Raw genomic sequence first — 15,673 nt, 5'->3', positions numbered from 1 at the left:
CCTTATTCGTGAGGCGACGTCGATCCCGGATTCGCCGGTGTGCCGGGGCCGCCCGCGGGCTTCGAGTCGACAGGAATCTGATCTTCCACCGGTGCATCGCCCTTCGAAGCGCCGTCGGGCGATGCACCGTCGGCGGACGGGCCGCTCGAAGGCGTTTGCTCAGGCGCCTGTTTCGGAGGCTCGCCCGCTTCGACGCGGGGCGCAACGCTGTCCGGGTCCCACGTCAGCAGATTGCGCTGCGGGTTCGCGATCTCGATGCCGCGCTCGCGGAACTGGTCGAGAATGCGCCGGTTGAATTCGCGCTGCACGCCCCAGCGCGCGGAATCGCGGCACTGCATCTGTCCGGCCAGCGTAACGGCTGAGCCGTCCACCGCATCCACGCCCCAGAAGCTGAAGTCGGACAGAATGCCGTCCTTGAACTTCTCGTCTTCGCGCAGTGCGGCGCCGATTTCCTTGAGCGTGCCGATCGCGAGATCCACGTCCTGGCCGAATACGATGTTCACGCGAACGGCCGCATTGCCGATGCCGCGATTCGTATTGTTCACCGTCGATACCGAACTGAACGGCACGGTGAAAAGCGAACCGTCGCTGCCGCGTAGCCGCACTGTGCGGATCGACAGATACTCGACGGTGCCGGACACGCCCGCGAGCGTCACCCAGTCGCCGACCTGCATCGCGTTTTCCATCAGCAGGAAGATGCCTGTGATGAAATCCTGCACGAGCTTCTGCGAGCCGAAGCCGAGCGCCACGCCGAAGATACTGGCGCCTGCAAGAAGCGGCCCGATGTTCACGCCGAGTTCGCTCAGGCCCGTGAGTACGACCACCAGTGCGATCACGCAGAAAAGCGCGGTGCGCAGCATGGGCAGCAGCGTGCGCAAACGCGCGGCTCGCACGAGGTCGCCGCTCGTGGTCCAGCGATCCAGCCGGTGCTCGACCGACACATTTACGCTTTCCCACACGATGAGCGCGATCACCGCCGCGACGCCGATCGTCACGATGGCCGACGCAAGGCGGTGGCCGACGCTGCCAGCGCGGAACAGCTCGCCCACATCGACGCCCCACACCTGGAGCAACGCGAGCGCGGTGACGATGCCGATGATCCACGAGATCACACGCCGCAGCAGCGGGTAATAGCGGTACGCATGCTGATGCACGAGCGACTTGCCGGCGGTGTCCTCCTGTCCGCTGAAGAGCCGCGCGAGCCCGCCGAAGACGACGATCGCGGCCACCCGCGCGCCCACCAGCACGGCGAGCGACATGCCGCCGAGATGCAGCAGCGCGTGATAGCCGTTCTGCACGTCGAGCGCCCAGATGAACCATAGCGCCATCACGACGAAGGCCGAGAGCCACGCCCATGCATCCGCGAGTGCATTGCCGACCATTTCGAGCGACTTGCGCGCGGCCATGCGCTGGCGGATGAGTTCGCCGACCGGTTTCGCGCATTGCAGAATCAGGATCGAGATCATCAGGTGGCCAGCAAGCGCCACGACCTTCATCAACGCGAGATGCGCCGCGTCGCTCAGGCCGAGCGAGTGCGCGATTTCCGCAATCGCGGAGCCCACGCCTACGACGCTGACAATCCGTATCACCCAGCGGTGTACGAAAGCGGCCCATGCATCGCTCATCCGCAACAGGCGCAGACGCGGCGCCGTGGGCTGCAGGAAAAAGCCGCTGAGGATCACGATAACGCGGCACAGCACGTAGATATCGACGAGCGAATCGAGCGCGCGGTCTTGCGGCGTGCCGTCGTTGGTGAAGATCGACATGAGCGCGCTCGCCGCGCCGATGAATACCGCGAGCGGCAGCAGGCGCAGAACCGTAATCAACAGCGCGCGCGGCAGGCGCTGCAGGAGCGTCCAGTGATGCGTGGCGTTCTGCTTGCCCTTGGCTTCAGTGGCTTTGCCGCTCGCGGCCGTGGCTGATGGCGCGGGCGTGACGGCGGGCTGGCCGGTTGCCGGTGTCGCGCTTGCCTGCGCTCTCGCCTGCGCCTCGGCCCGTACCTCGGCCACCGGCGGGGCGGGCAGCGGCGGCGCGGCGTTCGGAGCGTCGGAGGGCTGCGGTTCGACGTCGACCGGCAAGTCGGTGCGCGGTGCGTCTGCGGCATCGCCACGTTCGCGGCGCGCGGCGAGCGCGAAATACGCGCGGCGCAACAGGCGACGCGCGAGCCATTCGAGCACGAGCGCGGGCAGCAGTGCGGCCAGCAGCGACCACGCGACGTGCGCGAGAACGGAGCGCGCGTGCGGATTTGTCGACTGCCAGTTCCACCACGCGCGCACCGAAGCGACGTCGAGGAGCGCCGTAATCGAGTTGCGCAGCGACGTGCCGAGGTGGACGGCCCAGTGCGCGCCCTGACGAGCCAGTTGCGACGCGAGTCCGTTGGATTTAAACGCGTTCGGCACGAGAGCTGCGGCGCCGCTTGCAGTAGCCGGCGCCGAGGCGGCCGTCGCGGCGGAGGCCGGGGTGCTCAGCGCGCCGGCTGCGGCAATGGCCTGCAAAGTGTCCGCCACCTGGGCGCGGCGTTTGGGATCGTTGAGGACTGAGAGCGCTTGGCGCGCCTGTTCGGGGGTCAGGCTGACGGAAGGGCCCGAGGCGGCAGTGGCCGGGGTCACCGCCGCGAAAACGGCCGGGGCGCCGAGAAGGAGGAAAACGAGGAAGCAGGCGTGTAGTAATTTGCGCATAGGGTGTAAGACGGGGCTGCGGGCGCCGATGGCGTGCGGTGCATCGGCCGGTCTGGCGGTTTGATCGACCTTAACCGACACGGCTTTCGTCGCACAAGTTCCTTTGGACTGCGGCCGCGTTGTGGATGCCGACCGGTCGGGTGAGCGTGAGATGGCGAGGCAACAGGCGGAAGCAAATTGCTTGCCTGCGGGCATCGTGGAGGTGCCGGGCCGGGGCGCCGCGCGGCGGCGACGTGGAGAAGGGGGTTACTGCCCGGACCGACTGTCGAGGTCGGTACGGGCTAGCTCCTGTCAGGGGCGGATTTATCGCCGCCGAGTGCTAGAGCGCTGGGGCCGGACCAAAACCCAAGCCAAAAACGAGGCGAAACCGGACGAAAACCAGCCCAAAAACTAAGCAGAAGCCGACATCAGCGTAGGCGCGCGCCGCTCGCGGTCGCCGTCCGCATCCGAATCCCCCTCGGCACCCGCGCTCGACGCGCGGCCGCCTGAAGGCTCCGCATGCAGCCGGTCCGCATGCATCAGCCGGTACAGCGTGGCGCGGGAAATACCAAGCTCGGCCGCCGCCTCCGACAACTTGTAACCATGCCGCTGCAGCGCATGCTCGATCGCGTCCTTTTCGGCTTTGCTGCGAATTTCCGCGAGCGTGACGGCCGGCCCGTTGTCCGTCTCGGGCAAGCCCAGGTCGCTCGCGTTGATGAAGCGGCCCTCGCTCATCACTACGGCGCGGCGCACGCAGTTGATCAGTTCGCGCACGTTGCCCGGCCACGCATAGTTCGACATCGCGACGATTGCGTCGCTAGACAGTCCGCGCAGCTTGCGCGCGCCGTCCTGCTTGTACATGCTCAGCGCATAGTTCGCGAGCAGCTTGATGTCGCCGCCGCGCTCGCGCAACGGCGGCTCGACGAGGCGCAGCACGCACAGCCGGTGATACAGGTCGGCCCGGAAACGGCCTTCTTCGACTGCCTTGTCGAGGTCGACGTGCGTTGCCGAAATAACCCGCACATTCACGTGTATCGGCCCATTGCCGCCGAGCCGCTCGATCGTGCCTTCCTGCAGAAAACGCAGCAGCACGGCCTGGCATTCGTGCGGCATGTCGCCGATTTCATCGAGAAAAAGCGTGCCTTCATGAGCGCTTTCGATTCGCCCGATCTTGCGTTGAAGCGCGCCGGTAAAGGCGCCGCGCTCATGGCCGAACAGTTCCGCCTGCAACAGGCTCGGCGGAATCGCCGCGCAATTGATAGCGACGAACGGCCGGCCGGCCCGCGGCGAGCGCTCGTGGATCGCGCGCGCGGTCAACTCTTTGCCCGTACCCGACTCACCGGCGACGAACACCGGCGCTTCGGTCGCGCCGCATTTGTCGATGCGCCGGTACAACTGCTGCATAGCCTCGCACTGGCCGACCATGCCGTGCCGTCCGAGCGACGGTTCCGGCGTTGCGGGCGCTTGCCGCAGCGCCGACAGTCCATGCGCATGGCCCAGCGCGAATACGAGCCGCTCGTTCAGCCACGGCCGCGTGACGAAGTCGAAGCAGTAATCGAGGATAAAACGGCTGACCAGTTCGTCGTCCGCCTGGCCCGGCGCGATTTGAGCGACCCAGTTGGTTTCTGGCCGGCGCATGCACGAGGCAAGCGCGGACAGTTGTTGCGAGGTGCAGTCTTGCGGCAGCTCGACGAGGCCGACCTTGATATTGTCGCGCTCGATCATGCGTTCCGCGCTTGCGGTGCTTTTCGCGTGTACGGCGTGCCAGGCGGATGCGGCGAGGAAGTCGGCGAGTTTCTTATCGGGCGAGTTCGACACGTAAAGAACGGTGCGTTCGGTGTCCGCAGATGCGAATGTCATTTTCATTACCCCCGATTCGATGCTGCTTTCAAGACTGCTGTTCGACGTTGTTAAGGATCGCAAGCCAGACCCGGCCTGCGGAATAAACGAGCCAGCAGCCTGGTTGCGAAACCGGGCATGAAGCTCTGGACCATCGCGGGCGCTATTGCGCGCAGCTCGGGCAATGGCCAATGCACTGTAACGTTATAGCGGGGCAAGCAGCGCAGCGTGAACTGCGAGGTGCCGCACATTTGCGGCAGACGGGTGAACGTTCCATGTTGCAACCGCCGGAGTATTTCATCCCCGAATCACTTGTACCGTTTCTTATCTCGTTGGCTTTTCTGATCGCGCTCTAAACGGCGCGTGACTTAAACATAAGCGAAAGCGCTTTGGAATGCTATACAAACAAATCAGGAACCTGACAGGTTGCCCTCCTGACGGGCGTTTATTCGATTGCCGGCTGATAGTGGCCCCATAGTGGCCTCATAGTGGCCGTATAGTCGCCCGATATACGGCCCACTGCGCGGATAACCAGAAGCCGTTCGGACACGACACGTCAAGCCCCGTTATGCGCGGTGGAGTACAAAGCGCGTGAGCGAACCCTGCACGCGCAGGTCCATTCCGCCATTTTCGATGTTTCAACAATGCAACAGAATCGACAGTGCGTTTTCGAGCGCATCTCGAGCGCTTCCATGTGCTGCTATGTCGGCAGATTCGCTCCGAACTTGAACGCAAACCGCGAAGGGGCGTGGCGTAGCCGGATTCGATGCTTATGCGAAGCGCGTATTCCGCGGGTTCAATCTGCGTTTTACACGCGGCCGCAGCCTCGAAAAGCGTCTCGAATACGAATCATTGGAGCTTCGGCACGTCGGCGAAAAAACCGGCGATAGCCGCGCGTGCCGGCAAACGCCCCGCGCGACAGGACTTCGGCATGCATGGCATAGCCATTGCAATAAGCGAGTCACAGCGAATCTGTTGCTGCCGGTCGGTGAGGGAGAGGGGAAGTCAAAAAACGACCGGCGGCAAGACGACTTCGTGGACGCGGCCGGGGAAAGCCAATGCGTCCTACGAGGCTGCGACGGGGCCATGGACAAGCGGACGTCACATAACACGGGGCGAATGACCGATGCGAAACGGTTGTTTCGCCACCCGACGACGCAAAGCTCTGACCTCGTCGATTTTTTCGTCTGTGGAGGTGCACGTGGTGGAGACATAACGACAGGTACCTCGCGCGGCAACGTTTGCGCGAGCGACATGCAAACAGGGAAGGGGCAGCGCACGGTCCGGACCAACCGGCGCGACGAAACGGGGAGAAGGCCAGAGCTTCCACAGAGAAGCGTACAAGCGAGGTGGACCGGGCGCCGTGTTCGCGTGTATTGCGTGAGCACGGCGGACCTGGAAGGCTGCCATGCAGCCGTCGGCGTGTCACCGAACGGGGGATGTCATGAAAGCACACGTTATCGGCTCGGTCTGCGGGCCACGCCACGACCAGCCAGCCACGGCACGTACTGCAGAAGTTATCCGTCTTCGTTATCGGGCGCACGCCGGTGCGCCGCGCGCATTATTTGCCGCGCCGCCGGTTGATCTATTCACGCTCGTGATTGCCGACGCAATGAAGCGCAAGGCACAGGCGGAGATCCAGCGCCCAGCGTTGCACGATGCATACGAGATGCCGGTTTCGCACGAGAGGAACTGCGATCGCGATGCGAACATCCGTCAGCGGGAATACGGCGAATCGGATTGAGCGCTGTTCGTGAGTTGCGGGCGGCTTGCGCGTGTATCACGAAGGAGTCGTGGACGCTGAAATCGTCGCGCCCGCGCGATGGCCGCGTTACGCTTCGTGGCATCATGTAAAGCCAGCCACAGTCAGCGAGCCGGGCGCGGCGTCCTTCATGGCCAACGAATCCAGCGGTTTTAGCGGCGTTTCTTCGATCCTCTCGAATCCGATTCTCAACACGGATTCGTACAAGGCATCGCACTATCTGCAGTACCCGCCCGAAGCGTCGGCGATGTTCTCGTACATCGAATCGCGCGGCGGGCGCTACGATTGCACGCTCTTTTTCGGCTTGCAGATGCTGATCAAGGAGTATCTGTGCCGGCCCGTCACCGCGGCGATGATCGAACAGGCGAAGGCGTTTTTCAGCGCGCATGGCGAGCCGTTCAACGAAGCCGGCTGGCGTCATATCGTCGAGCGTCACAACGGGTATCTGCCGGTGCGAATTCGCGCAGTGCCCGAGGGCTCGGTGGTGCCCACGCACAACGTGCTCGTCACCGTCGAGTGCGACGATCCGCAAGTATTCTGGCTGGCCTCATATCTGGAAACCATGCTGTTGCGCGTGTGGTATCCGATCACGGTAGCGACGCAAAGCTGGCATCTGCGCAAGACGATTCGCGCCTATCTGACCAAGACGAGCGACGACCTCACGCAACTGCCGTTCAAACTGCACGACTTCGGTGCTCGCGGCGTGTCGAGCGCGGAGTCGGCGGCAATCGGCGGCGCCGCGCATCTCGTGAGCTTCATGGGCTCCGACACGGTGCTCGGCGTGGTCGCCGCCAACCATTATTACAACGAGAGCATGGCCGCTTTTTCGGTGCCGGCCGCCGAGCACAGCACGATCACCTCGTGGGGCCGCGAGCGCGAGACCGACGCGTATCGGAACATGATCGCGAAGTTCGCAAGGCCGGGCGCAATCGTTTCCGTGGTATCGGACTCCTACGATCTGTACGCCGCGCTGAAGGTTTGGGGCACCGATCTGAAACAGGCCGTGCTCGAGTCCGGCGGCACGCTTGTGATCAGGCCGGATTCGGGCGATCCGCAGACTATCGTGTTGCAGACCTTGCATGCGCTGGAGGCGTCGTTTGGATCGGCGCTGAACAGCAAGGGGCGGCGCGTGCTGAACAACGTGCGAGTGATACAGGGCGATGGCGTGAATCCCGACTCGCTCGAGGGCATTCTCGCCGCGATGGACAATGCGGGTTTTGCGGCGGACAACATCGTGTTCGGCATGGGCGGCGCGCTGTTGCAGCAGATCAATCGCGACACGCAGCGCTTTGCGATGAAGTGCTCGGCGATCCGCCTCGGCGACGCATGGCACGATGTGTCGAAAGATCCGGTCACGGACATGACCAAACGCTCGATGAAAGGACGCCTCACGCTGTTGCGCAACCGTCGAACGGGCGACTACCGCACGGCGACGCTGCCGCTCGCGCCGGCCGTGGACGCGGACTCAGGCGAAGCCGATTGGGAAGATGCGATGATCACCGTGTTCGATTCGGGCAAACTGCTGGTCGACGTATCGTTGTCGGAGATTCGCGCTCGCGCGCATGCACACGAAGCATAGAGGCTGCGCATCCAGGCCCGCAGGCGCAATGATTCGATACAATCCGGCGAATCGCCGTTATCGCGGGCTGTAACACGGCTTCGACGGCTTCGATTCGCGCTTCAACACGGCTTCAACACGCGCTTCAATACAGGCAACGCAAATACCAGAACAATGAGCCATTCCAACACTGAACTGATCGAGCGCTTCTACACCGCGTTCCAGCGGCGCGACGCCGACACCATGATCGCCTGCTACGCCGACGACGTCGTCTTCAGCGACCCCGCATTCGGTGAATTGCACGGCGACGAAGTGCGCGACATGTGGCGCATGCTCGTCACGCGCGCGCAGGATTTTTCGCTGACATTCGACAGCATCGAAGCCGACGAACATAGCGGCCGCGCGCATTGGACGGCAGGCTACGTGTTCAGCCAGACCGGCCGCCCGGTGGTCAACCAGATCGATGCGCGCTTTGCGTTTCGCGACGGGCTGATCGTCGAGCATCGCGACAGTTTCGATTTGTGGGCGTGGCTGCGTCAGGCGTTAGGCGCACGAGGCGCGCTGCTCGGATGGTCGCCGCTCGTGCATCGCTCGATCCGCTCGCGGGCGAGAAGAGGGCTCGCGCTCTATCGGCGCCAGGACCATAACACCTGAACGCGAGGGCTGGGGTCGATGCAGTATCCTTGTTTCATCCATCAGCGGGGACACGTATGCCGGTAGTGGATGCCGCTTGGCACGAATGGCTGCGCACCAACGCAGCGCGCGGCTGCACGATGGACTCGATGATCGAGGCCATGACGCAAGCGGGTTTTGCCGCCGACGCAGCCAGCGAAGCGGTGCGCGCCGCCTTCGGCTCGAGTGTGACGAGCGCAGCAACGGCGCCGGTTTCAGCGGCGGGCGGCACCGAGGCCGCGTCACCGCAAAAGGCGCCACAAGCGTACCGGTATGACGACGCGCCGGTCGCGCGCGGCAACACGATCCACGCCCATGACCGCGACGTGCAGGTGTTGACGCGCTGTGAGCGGCCGCAGGTAATCGTGTTCGGGAATGTGCTTTCCGCGCAAGAATGCAGCGAGATGATCGAGCGTTCGCGGCATCGGCTGAAACGATCGACCACCGTCAATCCCACGACCGGTCGCGAAGACGTGATCCGCAACCGGACGAGTGAGGGCATCTGGTATCAACGCGGGGAAGACGCGTTGATCGAACGGCTGGAACAGCGCATTGCAAGCCTGATGAACTGGCCGGTCGAGAACGGCGAAGGTCTGCAGGTTCTGCACTATGGCCCGGCCGGCGAATACCGGCCGCATTTCGACTATTTCCCGCCCGATCAACCGGGCAGCGCGGTACATACGGCACGTGGCGGCCAGCGCGTGGCTACGCTCGTCATCTATCTGAACGACGTGCCCGAAGGCGGCGAAACGATTTTCCCTGAAGCGGGCTTGTCGGTGGCGGCGAACCGGGGCGGTGCCGTGTATTTCCGCTACATGAACGGCCAGCGTCAACTCGATCCGCTGACCTTGCACGGCGGCGCGCCGGTGCTTGCCGGCGAGAAGTGGATCATGACGAAGTGGGTGCGCGAACGCGCGTACGTCTGATTCCGTATCAGCGCGCGCGAGGGGCGCCTTTGAACTTCCTGCTCAATTGCTCCGGTAAACGTCCGGGTCGTGCACTTCCATGAAAAGCGCCGGGTTCGACAGAGCCTTGAACCCGTGCGGGCGATACACGTGGTGCGCGTCTGTCGTCGCCAGCATGATTCTTCTCAAACCCTGCAGCGACTCGCTCGCGAAGAGTTGCGCGAGCAGCGCGTGCGCGTATCCCTTGCCGCGATACTCGGGCAGCACGAAAACATCGCACAGGTACGCGAAAGTCGCGTGATCCGTGACGACGCGCGCAAACGCGACCTGCTTGCTCCCGACATAGCCGCCGAAACACAGCGACCCGGCAATGGCGCGTTCGAGCGTTTCGCGCGGCATGCCCTTCGCCCACGGCGTTTCCTGCGACAGAAACGCGTGCACCATTGCGATGTCGAGTTCGTCCTTGTTGCTGGAAATTCTCAGTTCGCTTAGTTCGTTAGGGGTCGCCACGCCGTCTCCCGAAGTCTGTTAACCCTTGGCGGGACCTTCCGCGCCGCGCGAACCGCCGCCGATGCTCTGGCCCGCATCGCGTGAAAGACCCATGTAGCCGATCACGGACACGAGCGTCAGGACGCCCGCAAGCAGAAACGCGAGGCGGAAATCGTCGAGCGTGAACACGCGGCCCGTCGTCTCGCCGTTGAAAAACGCCGCAGCCCGCAGCGAGACCGCGCCGAACGCAATGCCGAGGCCTATCGTCATTTGGGCCGCCGCGCTCCATAGCGTGCTGGCCGCGCTCATTTGCGGCTGCGCGACGTCGGCGTAGGCAAGTGTGGCGAGTGTCGAAAACTGCATCGAGCGCGCTACGCCGTACACGAACACAACGATCAGCACGAGCGCAAGCGGTACGTCCGGCGTCAGCAACCCGCATGCAATGATGAAGATGCCGGCCACCGTCACATCGACGATCGACACCATACGGAAGCCAAAGCGCTGCAGGATCCGCGTGGTCAGCGCCTTCATGCCGAGATTGCCCAACGCGCTGGCGAGCAGCAGCAGTCCCGACTTGAACGCCGACAAGCCGAAGCCCACCTGGAACAGCAGCGGCATCAGATAAGGTACGGCGCCGATGCCAATGCGCGTGAAGGAGCCCGTTATCACCGTCACTGAAAACGTCGGGATCTTCAGTGTGGAAACGTCGATCAACGGATGCGGATGCCGCTTCGCATGCTGGAAGGCGACAGCGCCCACCAGCAGACCGGCGACGATGACCGCCCCGGCTATCCACGGGTTCTCGGCGGGCTGGCTCGCCAGTTCCGCGCCGTACAGAATCGCGGTGAGCGCGGTGCCGCTCAGCAGCAAACCGACCACGTCGAGCGGCTTGCGTTCGCTGCCGCGCAGGTTGGGCACCAACGCGAGCGCCACGGCCATTGCCGCGAGACCGAACGGCACATTGAGCAGGAAAATCCAGCGCCACGACGCATACGTGGTAATAAAGCCGCCGACGGGCGGGCCAATCACCGGCGCGGCAATCGCGGGCCACGTGATCGTTGAAATCGCCTGCATCATGCGGCTTTTTTCGGTGCTCCGAACCACGATCAGCCGGCCGACCGGCACCATCATCGCGCCGCCGATGCCTTGCAGCAAACGCGCGGCGGTGAATTCGGCGACGTTCTGCGACAGCCCGCACAGCACCGAGGCGACCGTGAACACGCCGATCGCGCTGAAGAATACGGTGCGCGAGCCGCAGCGGTCGGCGACCCAGCCGCTCGCGGGGATGAAAATCGCCAGCGCCAGCATGTAGGCCGTCATGCCGAGACTGACGCTGTTGGGCCCGACGCCGAACGAGTGCGCCATCTGCGGCAGCGCAGTCGCGATCACCGTGGTGTCGAGATATTCCATGAAAAACGTCGCCGCGACGATATACGGCAGCCAGGCGGCATGCTTCAGAGGCGTGCTGTTTGCGTTCATTGCCCAGCTCCCGGCAGCGCGCGCGCGTGTGCGTCGTGAAGGCCGCGAACGCACGGGCGAATTCCACGCGAGATACGCAATGCTATGCACTTCATGTTTTCGACTACCTTTCGAAGACGTGTTGGCACCGTCCATACAAAGCGGACGAGCGACAGGAGCGGGGCCGGGGCAGCGCGTCGGTCATTCCGCGAGCAGAATGACGAGCGCCGGGACGCGTATCGCGGTGATATATCGCCGGCCCTGAATCCTATCGCAATCACGCGCGCTGCATCGGCGAGCGTGGCACAGACCAATGCGTCCCGGCCAAAAGGCGCCACTCACGCCGAGCACGGCGCGTGCCGTGCGCCGCTGTCAGCAAACACGTTTCGATGCGACGCGCGGTTCAGTCCTTCGCCGCGTATTCGCGATCCAGCCGGTCGTACAACGGCTTGTTCACGAGACGCTGGCGCTCGCTGAACGGAGCGACGAGCGTCGCGTCCTCGTCGAGGCGGCCGTTGCTCTTCAGGGTCCCGAGCGCGCGTTGCATCCCGAGCACCGCACCTTGCAAGGCGGCGTTCGCATACAGCACGATGCCGTAGCCGAGCTTCCCGAGCGCTTCACGCGATTGCACCGGTGTCTTGCCGCCGATCACGATGTTGATCAGCTGCGGCTTGTCGAACAGCGACGGCAAACGCTCGATGTCCGCCAGCGACTCCGTCGCCTCGATGAAGAGGATGTCGGCGCCCGCTTCGATGAAGCGATGGCCGCGCTCAATCGCGTCTTCGATACCGTGGACGGCCGCGGCGTCGGTGCGCGCCATGATCTGCAGATTGCCGTCCTCGCGGGCGTCGACCGCCGCGCGGATCTTGCCGGCCATTTCGCTCGCGCCGATCACTTCCTTGCCGGAAAAGTGGCCGCACTTCTTTGGCATCACCTGATCTTCGAACTGGATGACGTCGGCGCCGCTGCGTTCCAGCACGCGCACGGTCTGGCGTACGTTCAACGCGTTGCCGAAGCCGGTGTCGGCGTCGACGATCAGCGGCAGCGCGACCGCATCGCGGATTCGCGCGGTGTGCTCGGCGACTTCGGCGAGACCAATGAAGCCGAGGTCCGGCAAGCCGAGCGACATGTTGGTGACGCCCGCGCCGGTGATGTAGATCGCCTCGAAACCGGCGTCCTCGATAACGCGAGCGCTCATCGCATTGAAGGCGCCGGGCACGAGCAGGCCCTGGCGTTCGTTGACCTTGGCGCGGAAGGCGGCGCGGCGCGTGGCGGAAGTTGTCATGACGGTTGTCTCCGGGGGAAAGGTGAGTAAGGCGAGCAGGGTGGAAATTGCAGAAAGTATGCCAATACCTCAGCGCTGGGAACTATCCAAGCGGAATCAAGCGCTTGGGTGAGGCGAACTCGCGGCCGGCGTTTCGTGGCAGAATGCCTGAGCGTTCCATGAAACGTTTCGCGGAACGTTTCAACCCTCTCTCCTGGAGCGTCTCACGTGTCGACCTTTGCTCCGTCTCCCGTCAACGCAGATCCGGGCCGCCCGGGCATTGCATTAGTCAGTATCAGTCGCCTGGAGTCGCTTTGCGAGACTATTGCGCCGCGCTACGCCGGCCGCGCAAGATTTTTCTCGATCCGCGAAGGCTATGGCGCGGCTGTCGCCGCGCTACAGGCGTACGTCGATGCGGGCTCCGTCGACGTCGTCCTCGCGGCGGGCTCGAACGGCGCCTACTTGCGCGACCACCTGAGCGTGCCGGTCGTCATGGTGAAGGTGAACGGCTTCGACATGCTGAGCGCGATCACCCGCGCCACCACCCTCTGGCCCAGCGGGCCGGTCGGGCTCGTGCTGCACGAAACCATCTCGCATGAACTGGCCGGTCTCAGCGGCTGGTTGAGGGTCGACCTGAAACAGCGCGCGTACCGCTCGGTCGATGAAGTCAGAACCGCTGTGAGTAACCTCGCCGCCGAAGGCTGCCGTGTGATCATCGGACCGGGCATGGCTTGCGATCTGGCGCAGCAGGCGGGTCTCGAGAGCGTGTTCCTGTACTCGCTCGGCGCCGTCGAGGAAGCGTTCGAGCGCTCGGTCGAACTGGCGCGCGTGAGCCGGCAGAAGGAGTCCAAGCGCGTGCGCCTGAACACGATCGTGGCGCATCTGCGCGACGGCGTGGCGGCCTTCGACGACGCCGGTCAGCTCGAAGCCGTCAACCCGGCCATGCTCGATCTGCTGGGCCTCGAGCGCGACCGGGACCTCCCGGCGCAACTCGCACGGACGGTCGGCCCGTGGCTGCGCAAGGCGCTGCAAGGTGACGGCGCGCTCGACGAGCGCGTCGAGCAGATCGGCGAGCGTTCGGTGATCGTCAATTGCGTGCCGATAGTCGAGCAGGGCGCGCGCTCGGGCTTCGTCGTGACGGCGCAGGACGCGCTGGTCGCACAGCGGATCGACCGGTCGCTGCGCACCAGTCAGCGGCCGAAGCATCTGGTTGCGCGGCATCGGCTGGACGATCTGATCGGCGAGTCGGCGGCGCTCGAACGTGTGCGCCGGCTCGCGCGGGCCGGCGCGGCGCACGACGCGACCGTCTTGTTGACCGGCGAGAGCGGCACCGGCAAGGAACTGGTCGCGCAGGGCATCCACAATGCGAGCGCGAGGCGCGGCAATCCGTTCGTCGCGTTCAATTGCGCGGCGCTGCCTGAGGGGCTGATCGAAAGCGAACTGTTCGGTCACGAGGAAGGCGCGTTCACCGGCGCGCGGCGCGGTGGCAAGCCGGGCCTGTTTGAAATGGCTCACACGGGAACCATTTTCCTCGATGAAATCGGCGAAATGCCGCCGGCGCTGCAAAGCCGGCTGCTGCGCGTGCTCCAGGAACGCGAGGTGATGAAGCTCGGCTCGGGCCGCGCGACGCCCATCGACGTGCGGGTGATAGCCGCCACGCACCGCGATCTGCACGGGCTCGTCGACGAGGGCGCGTTTCGCGCGGATCTGTATTTTCGTCTGAATCTGCTTCAGATAGAATTGCCGCCGCTGCGTGAGCGGCGCGCCGACGTCGCTCCGCTCGCGCGGCACTTGTTAAGCCGCAGTGCGCTCCAATATGGGTTGTCTGAAGCGGCAATCGGGCGCGCGCTGAAGTTTCTGGCGCCGCTCTTCGAGCGCTACGCGTGGCCGGGCAACGTACGCGAACTGGATAATCTGCTGGCGCGCGCAGCGATCTATCTCGGCGATGCAGCGAGTGATCAGCGCGACGATCGGGACGGCATCGTCCAGCCCGATCTGCTGGCGCTATTCCCCGAATTCAGCCGGATGGGGCATGCAGACGTGAGCGCGAGGCTTACCAAAACTGCCGCGGACGCCACCACCGCGGGCGCCGGCCGCGTCGCGCCGAGCCGTGACGACGTATTGAAGGCGCTCGAACGCTGCGGCGGCAACCGCGCAGCGGCAAGTCGGGCGCTCGGCATCGGCCGCACTACGCTCTGGCGGCTGCTGAAAGCAGAAGGCGTGCGATAGCCGGCGGGGCTGGATCGGATAGCGCAAATCTATCAATATAATTAAAACAATCCACTTTACCTATTAAGCGCTGTCTGACATACTGACTCCACTTTCCAACCACTCCGAAAGAGGACTCAGTAAATGCCGATCATCAATAGTCAAGTCAAACCGTTCAAGGCACAGGCTTATCACAATGGCGATTTCGTGACCGTCACTGAAGAAAGCCTGAAGGGCAAGTGGTCGGTTTTCGTTTTCTATCCGGCCGACTTCACCTTCGTTTGCCCGACCGAACTGGGTGACCTGGCCGATCGCTACGCCGATTTCCAGAAGCTCGGCGTTGAAATCTACAGCGTGTCGACCGACACGCACTTCACGCACAAGGCATGGCACGACACGTCGGACACGATCCAGAAGATCAAGTACCCGATGATCGCTGACCCGACTCTCGCAATCTCGCGCAACTTCGACGTGCTGATCGAAGAAGAAGGTCTGGCGCTGCGCGGCACGTTCGTGATCAACCCGGAAGGCGAGATCAAGCTGTGCGAAGTCCACGACAACGGCATCGGCCGTGACGCGAGCGAACTGCTGCGCAAGGTGCAAGCTGCGCAATACATCGCGGCTCATCCGGGTGAAGTCTGCCCCGCCAAGTGGACGCCGGGCGCTGAAACGCTGACCCCGTCGCTCGACCTGATCGGCAAGATCTAAGGTTTAGCAGCTTCAAAGCCTCAGGCAGTAGTTGTAGCGCCTTCGCGGCGCATCGGCGTGCGGGCCGCTTCATACAGCGGTTCGCGCGTCCCCGGTTCGCCCGTGTCCTATCGGACACGAGCGGGACCGGGAACCCAACACCCCATCGTCACG

11 protein-coding genes are annotated in these 15,673 nt (G+C 64.0%); 6 read left to right on the top strand and 5 right to left on the bottom strand.

Annotated features, from left to right (window positions below; translation table 11 throughout):
• Positions 1–2: 2 nt before the first annotated feature.
• Entirely contained in the window at positions 3–2,678 is a 2,676-nt protein-coding gene (locus JMY24_RS22955; RefSeq protein ID WP_201702964.1) for a mechanosensitive ion channel family protein, read from the bottom strand.
• A gap of 390 nt (positions 2,679–3,068) precedes the next feature.
• Positions 3,069–4,523, bottom strand: a complete 1,455-nt coding sequence (locus JMY24_RS22950; protein WP_128596939.1) for a sigma-54-dependent transcriptional regulator — start codon at positions 4,521–4,523, stop codon at positions 3,069–3,071.
• Between the two features lie 1,381 nt (positions 4,524–5,904).
• On the opposite strand from JMY24_RS22950, the gene JMY24_RS22945 reads away from it, so the two are divergent.
• From JMY24_RS22945 to JMY24_RS22930, 4 genes are all read left to right on the top strand, one after another.
• Positions 5,905–6,240: a hypothetical protein gene (locus JMY24_RS22945; protein ID WP_236597480.1), complete on the top strand. Its 336-nt coding sequence runs from the start codon at positions 5,905–5,907 to the stop codon at positions 6,238–6,240.
• A 148-nt stretch (positions 6,241–6,388) separates the two neighbouring features.
• Positions 6,389–7,837, top strand: coding sequence for a nicotinate phosphoribosyltransferase (locus JMY24_RS22940; protein ID WP_128596938.1), 1,449 nt, complete (start codon positions 6,389–6,391; stop codon positions 7,835–7,837).
• Between the two features lie 153 nt (positions 7,838–7,990).
• Positions 7,991–8,470, top strand: a complete 480-nt coding sequence (locus tag JMY24_RS22935; protein WP_128588707.1) for a nuclear transport factor 2 family protein — start codon at positions 7,991–7,993, stop codon at positions 8,468–8,470.
• Positions 8,471–8,526: 56 nt separating this feature from the next.
• Positions 8,527–9,414, top strand: a complete 888-nt coding sequence (locus JMY24_RS22930; protein WP_128596937.1) for a 2OG-Fe(II) oxygenase — start codon at positions 8,527–8,529, stop codon at positions 9,412–9,414.
• Between the two features lie 42 nt (positions 9,415–9,456).
• Here JMY24_RS22930 and JMY24_RS22925 read toward each other — a convergent pair whose 3' ends face one another.
• From JMY24_RS22925 to JMY24_RS22915, 3 genes are all read right to left on the bottom strand, one after another.
• On the bottom strand, positions 9,457–9,837 hold the full coding sequence (locus JMY24_RS22925) for a GNAT family N-acetyltransferase (protein ID WP_128596940.1): 381 nt from the start codon (positions 9,835–9,837) through the stop codon (positions 9,457–9,459).
• Between the two features lie 84 nt (positions 9,838–9,921).
• The gene (locus JMY24_RS22920) at positions 9,922–11,361 is read right to left on the bottom strand and encodes an MFS transporter (RefSeq protein WP_201702962.1); all 1,440 of its coding nucleotides are present in this window, start codon (positions 11,359–11,361) and stop codon (positions 9,922–9,924) included.
• Between the two features lie 382 nt (positions 11,362–11,743).
• Positions 11,744–12,625 carry an isocitrate lyase/PEP mutase family protein gene (locus JMY24_RS22915; RefSeq protein WP_128588713.1) on the bottom strand — a complete coding sequence of 294 codons (882 nt, stop codon included), beginning with the start codon at positions 12,623–12,625 and terminating at the stop codon, positions 11,744–11,746.
• A 207-nt stretch (positions 12,626–12,832) separates the two neighbouring features.
• Between JMY24_RS22915 and prpR the strand changes: the two genes are divergently transcribed.
• The gene (prpR, locus tag JMY24_RS22910; protein WP_201702960.1) at positions 12,833–14,833 is read left to right on the top strand and encodes a propionate catabolism operon regulatory protein PrpR; all 2,001 of its coding nucleotides are present in this window, start codon (positions 12,833–12,835) and stop codon (positions 14,831–14,833) included.
• Positions 14,834–14,956: 123 nt separating this feature from the next.
• Entirely contained in the window at positions 14,957–15,520 is a 564-nt protein-coding gene (ahpC, locus tag JMY24_RS22905) for an alkyl hydroperoxide reductase subunit C (protein ID WP_128585392.1), read from the top strand.
• Positions 15,521–15,673 lie beyond the last annotated feature (153 nt).

The organism is Paraburkholderia kirstenboschensis (assembly GCF_904848585.1).
GTDB classification, from domain to species: Bacteria; Pseudomonadota; Gammaproteobacteria; order Burkholderiales; family Burkholderiaceae; genus Paraburkholderia; species Paraburkholderia kirstenboschensis.
This window is presented reverse-complemented; position numbering and strand designations above follow the sequence as displayed.

What these genes read in the sequence shown, in the direction of transcription:
- JMY24_RS22955 (WP_201702964.1), bottom strand. Translation starts at nt 2,678, where the DNA reads ATGCGCAAATTACTACACGCCTGCTTCCTCGTTTTCCTCCTTCTCGGC.
- JMY24_RS22950 (WP_128596939.1), bottom strand. Translation starts at nt 4,523, where the DNA reads ATGAAAATGACATTCGCATCTGCGGACACCGAACGCACCGTTCTTTAC.
- JMY24_RS22945 (WP_236597480.1), top strand. Translation starts at nt 5,905, where the DNA reads ATGCAGCCGTCGGCGTGTCACCGAACGGGGGATGTCATGAAAGCACAC.
- JMY24_RS22940 (WP_128596938.1), top strand. Translation starts at nt 6,389, where the DNA reads ATGGCCAACGAATCCAGCGGTTTTAGCGGCGTTTCTTCGATCCTCTCG.
- JMY24_RS22935 (WP_128588707.1), top strand. Translation starts at nt 7,991, where the DNA reads ATGAGCCATTCCAACACTGAACTGATCGAGCGCTTCTACACCGCGTTC.
- JMY24_RS22930 (WP_128596937.1), top strand. Translation starts at nt 8,527, where the DNA reads ATGCCGGTAGTGGATGCCGCTTGGCACGAATGGCTGCGCACCAACGCA.
- JMY24_RS22925 (WP_128596940.1), bottom strand. Translation starts at nt 9,837, where the DNA reads ATGGTGCACGCGTTTCTGTCGCAGGAAACGCCGTGGGCGAAGGGCATG.
- JMY24_RS22920 (WP_201702962.1), bottom strand. Translation starts at nt 11,361, where the DNA reads ATGAACGCAAACAGCACGCCTCTGAAGCATGCCGCCTGGCTGCCGTAT.
- JMY24_RS22915 (WP_128588713.1), bottom strand. Translation starts at nt 12,625, where the DNA reads ATGACAACTTCCGCCACGCGCCGCGCCGCCTTCCGCGCCAAGGTCAAC.
- ahpC (WP_128585392.1), top strand. Translation starts at nt 14,957, where the DNA reads ATGCCGATCATCAATAGTCAAGTCAAACCGTTCAAGGCACAGGCTTAT.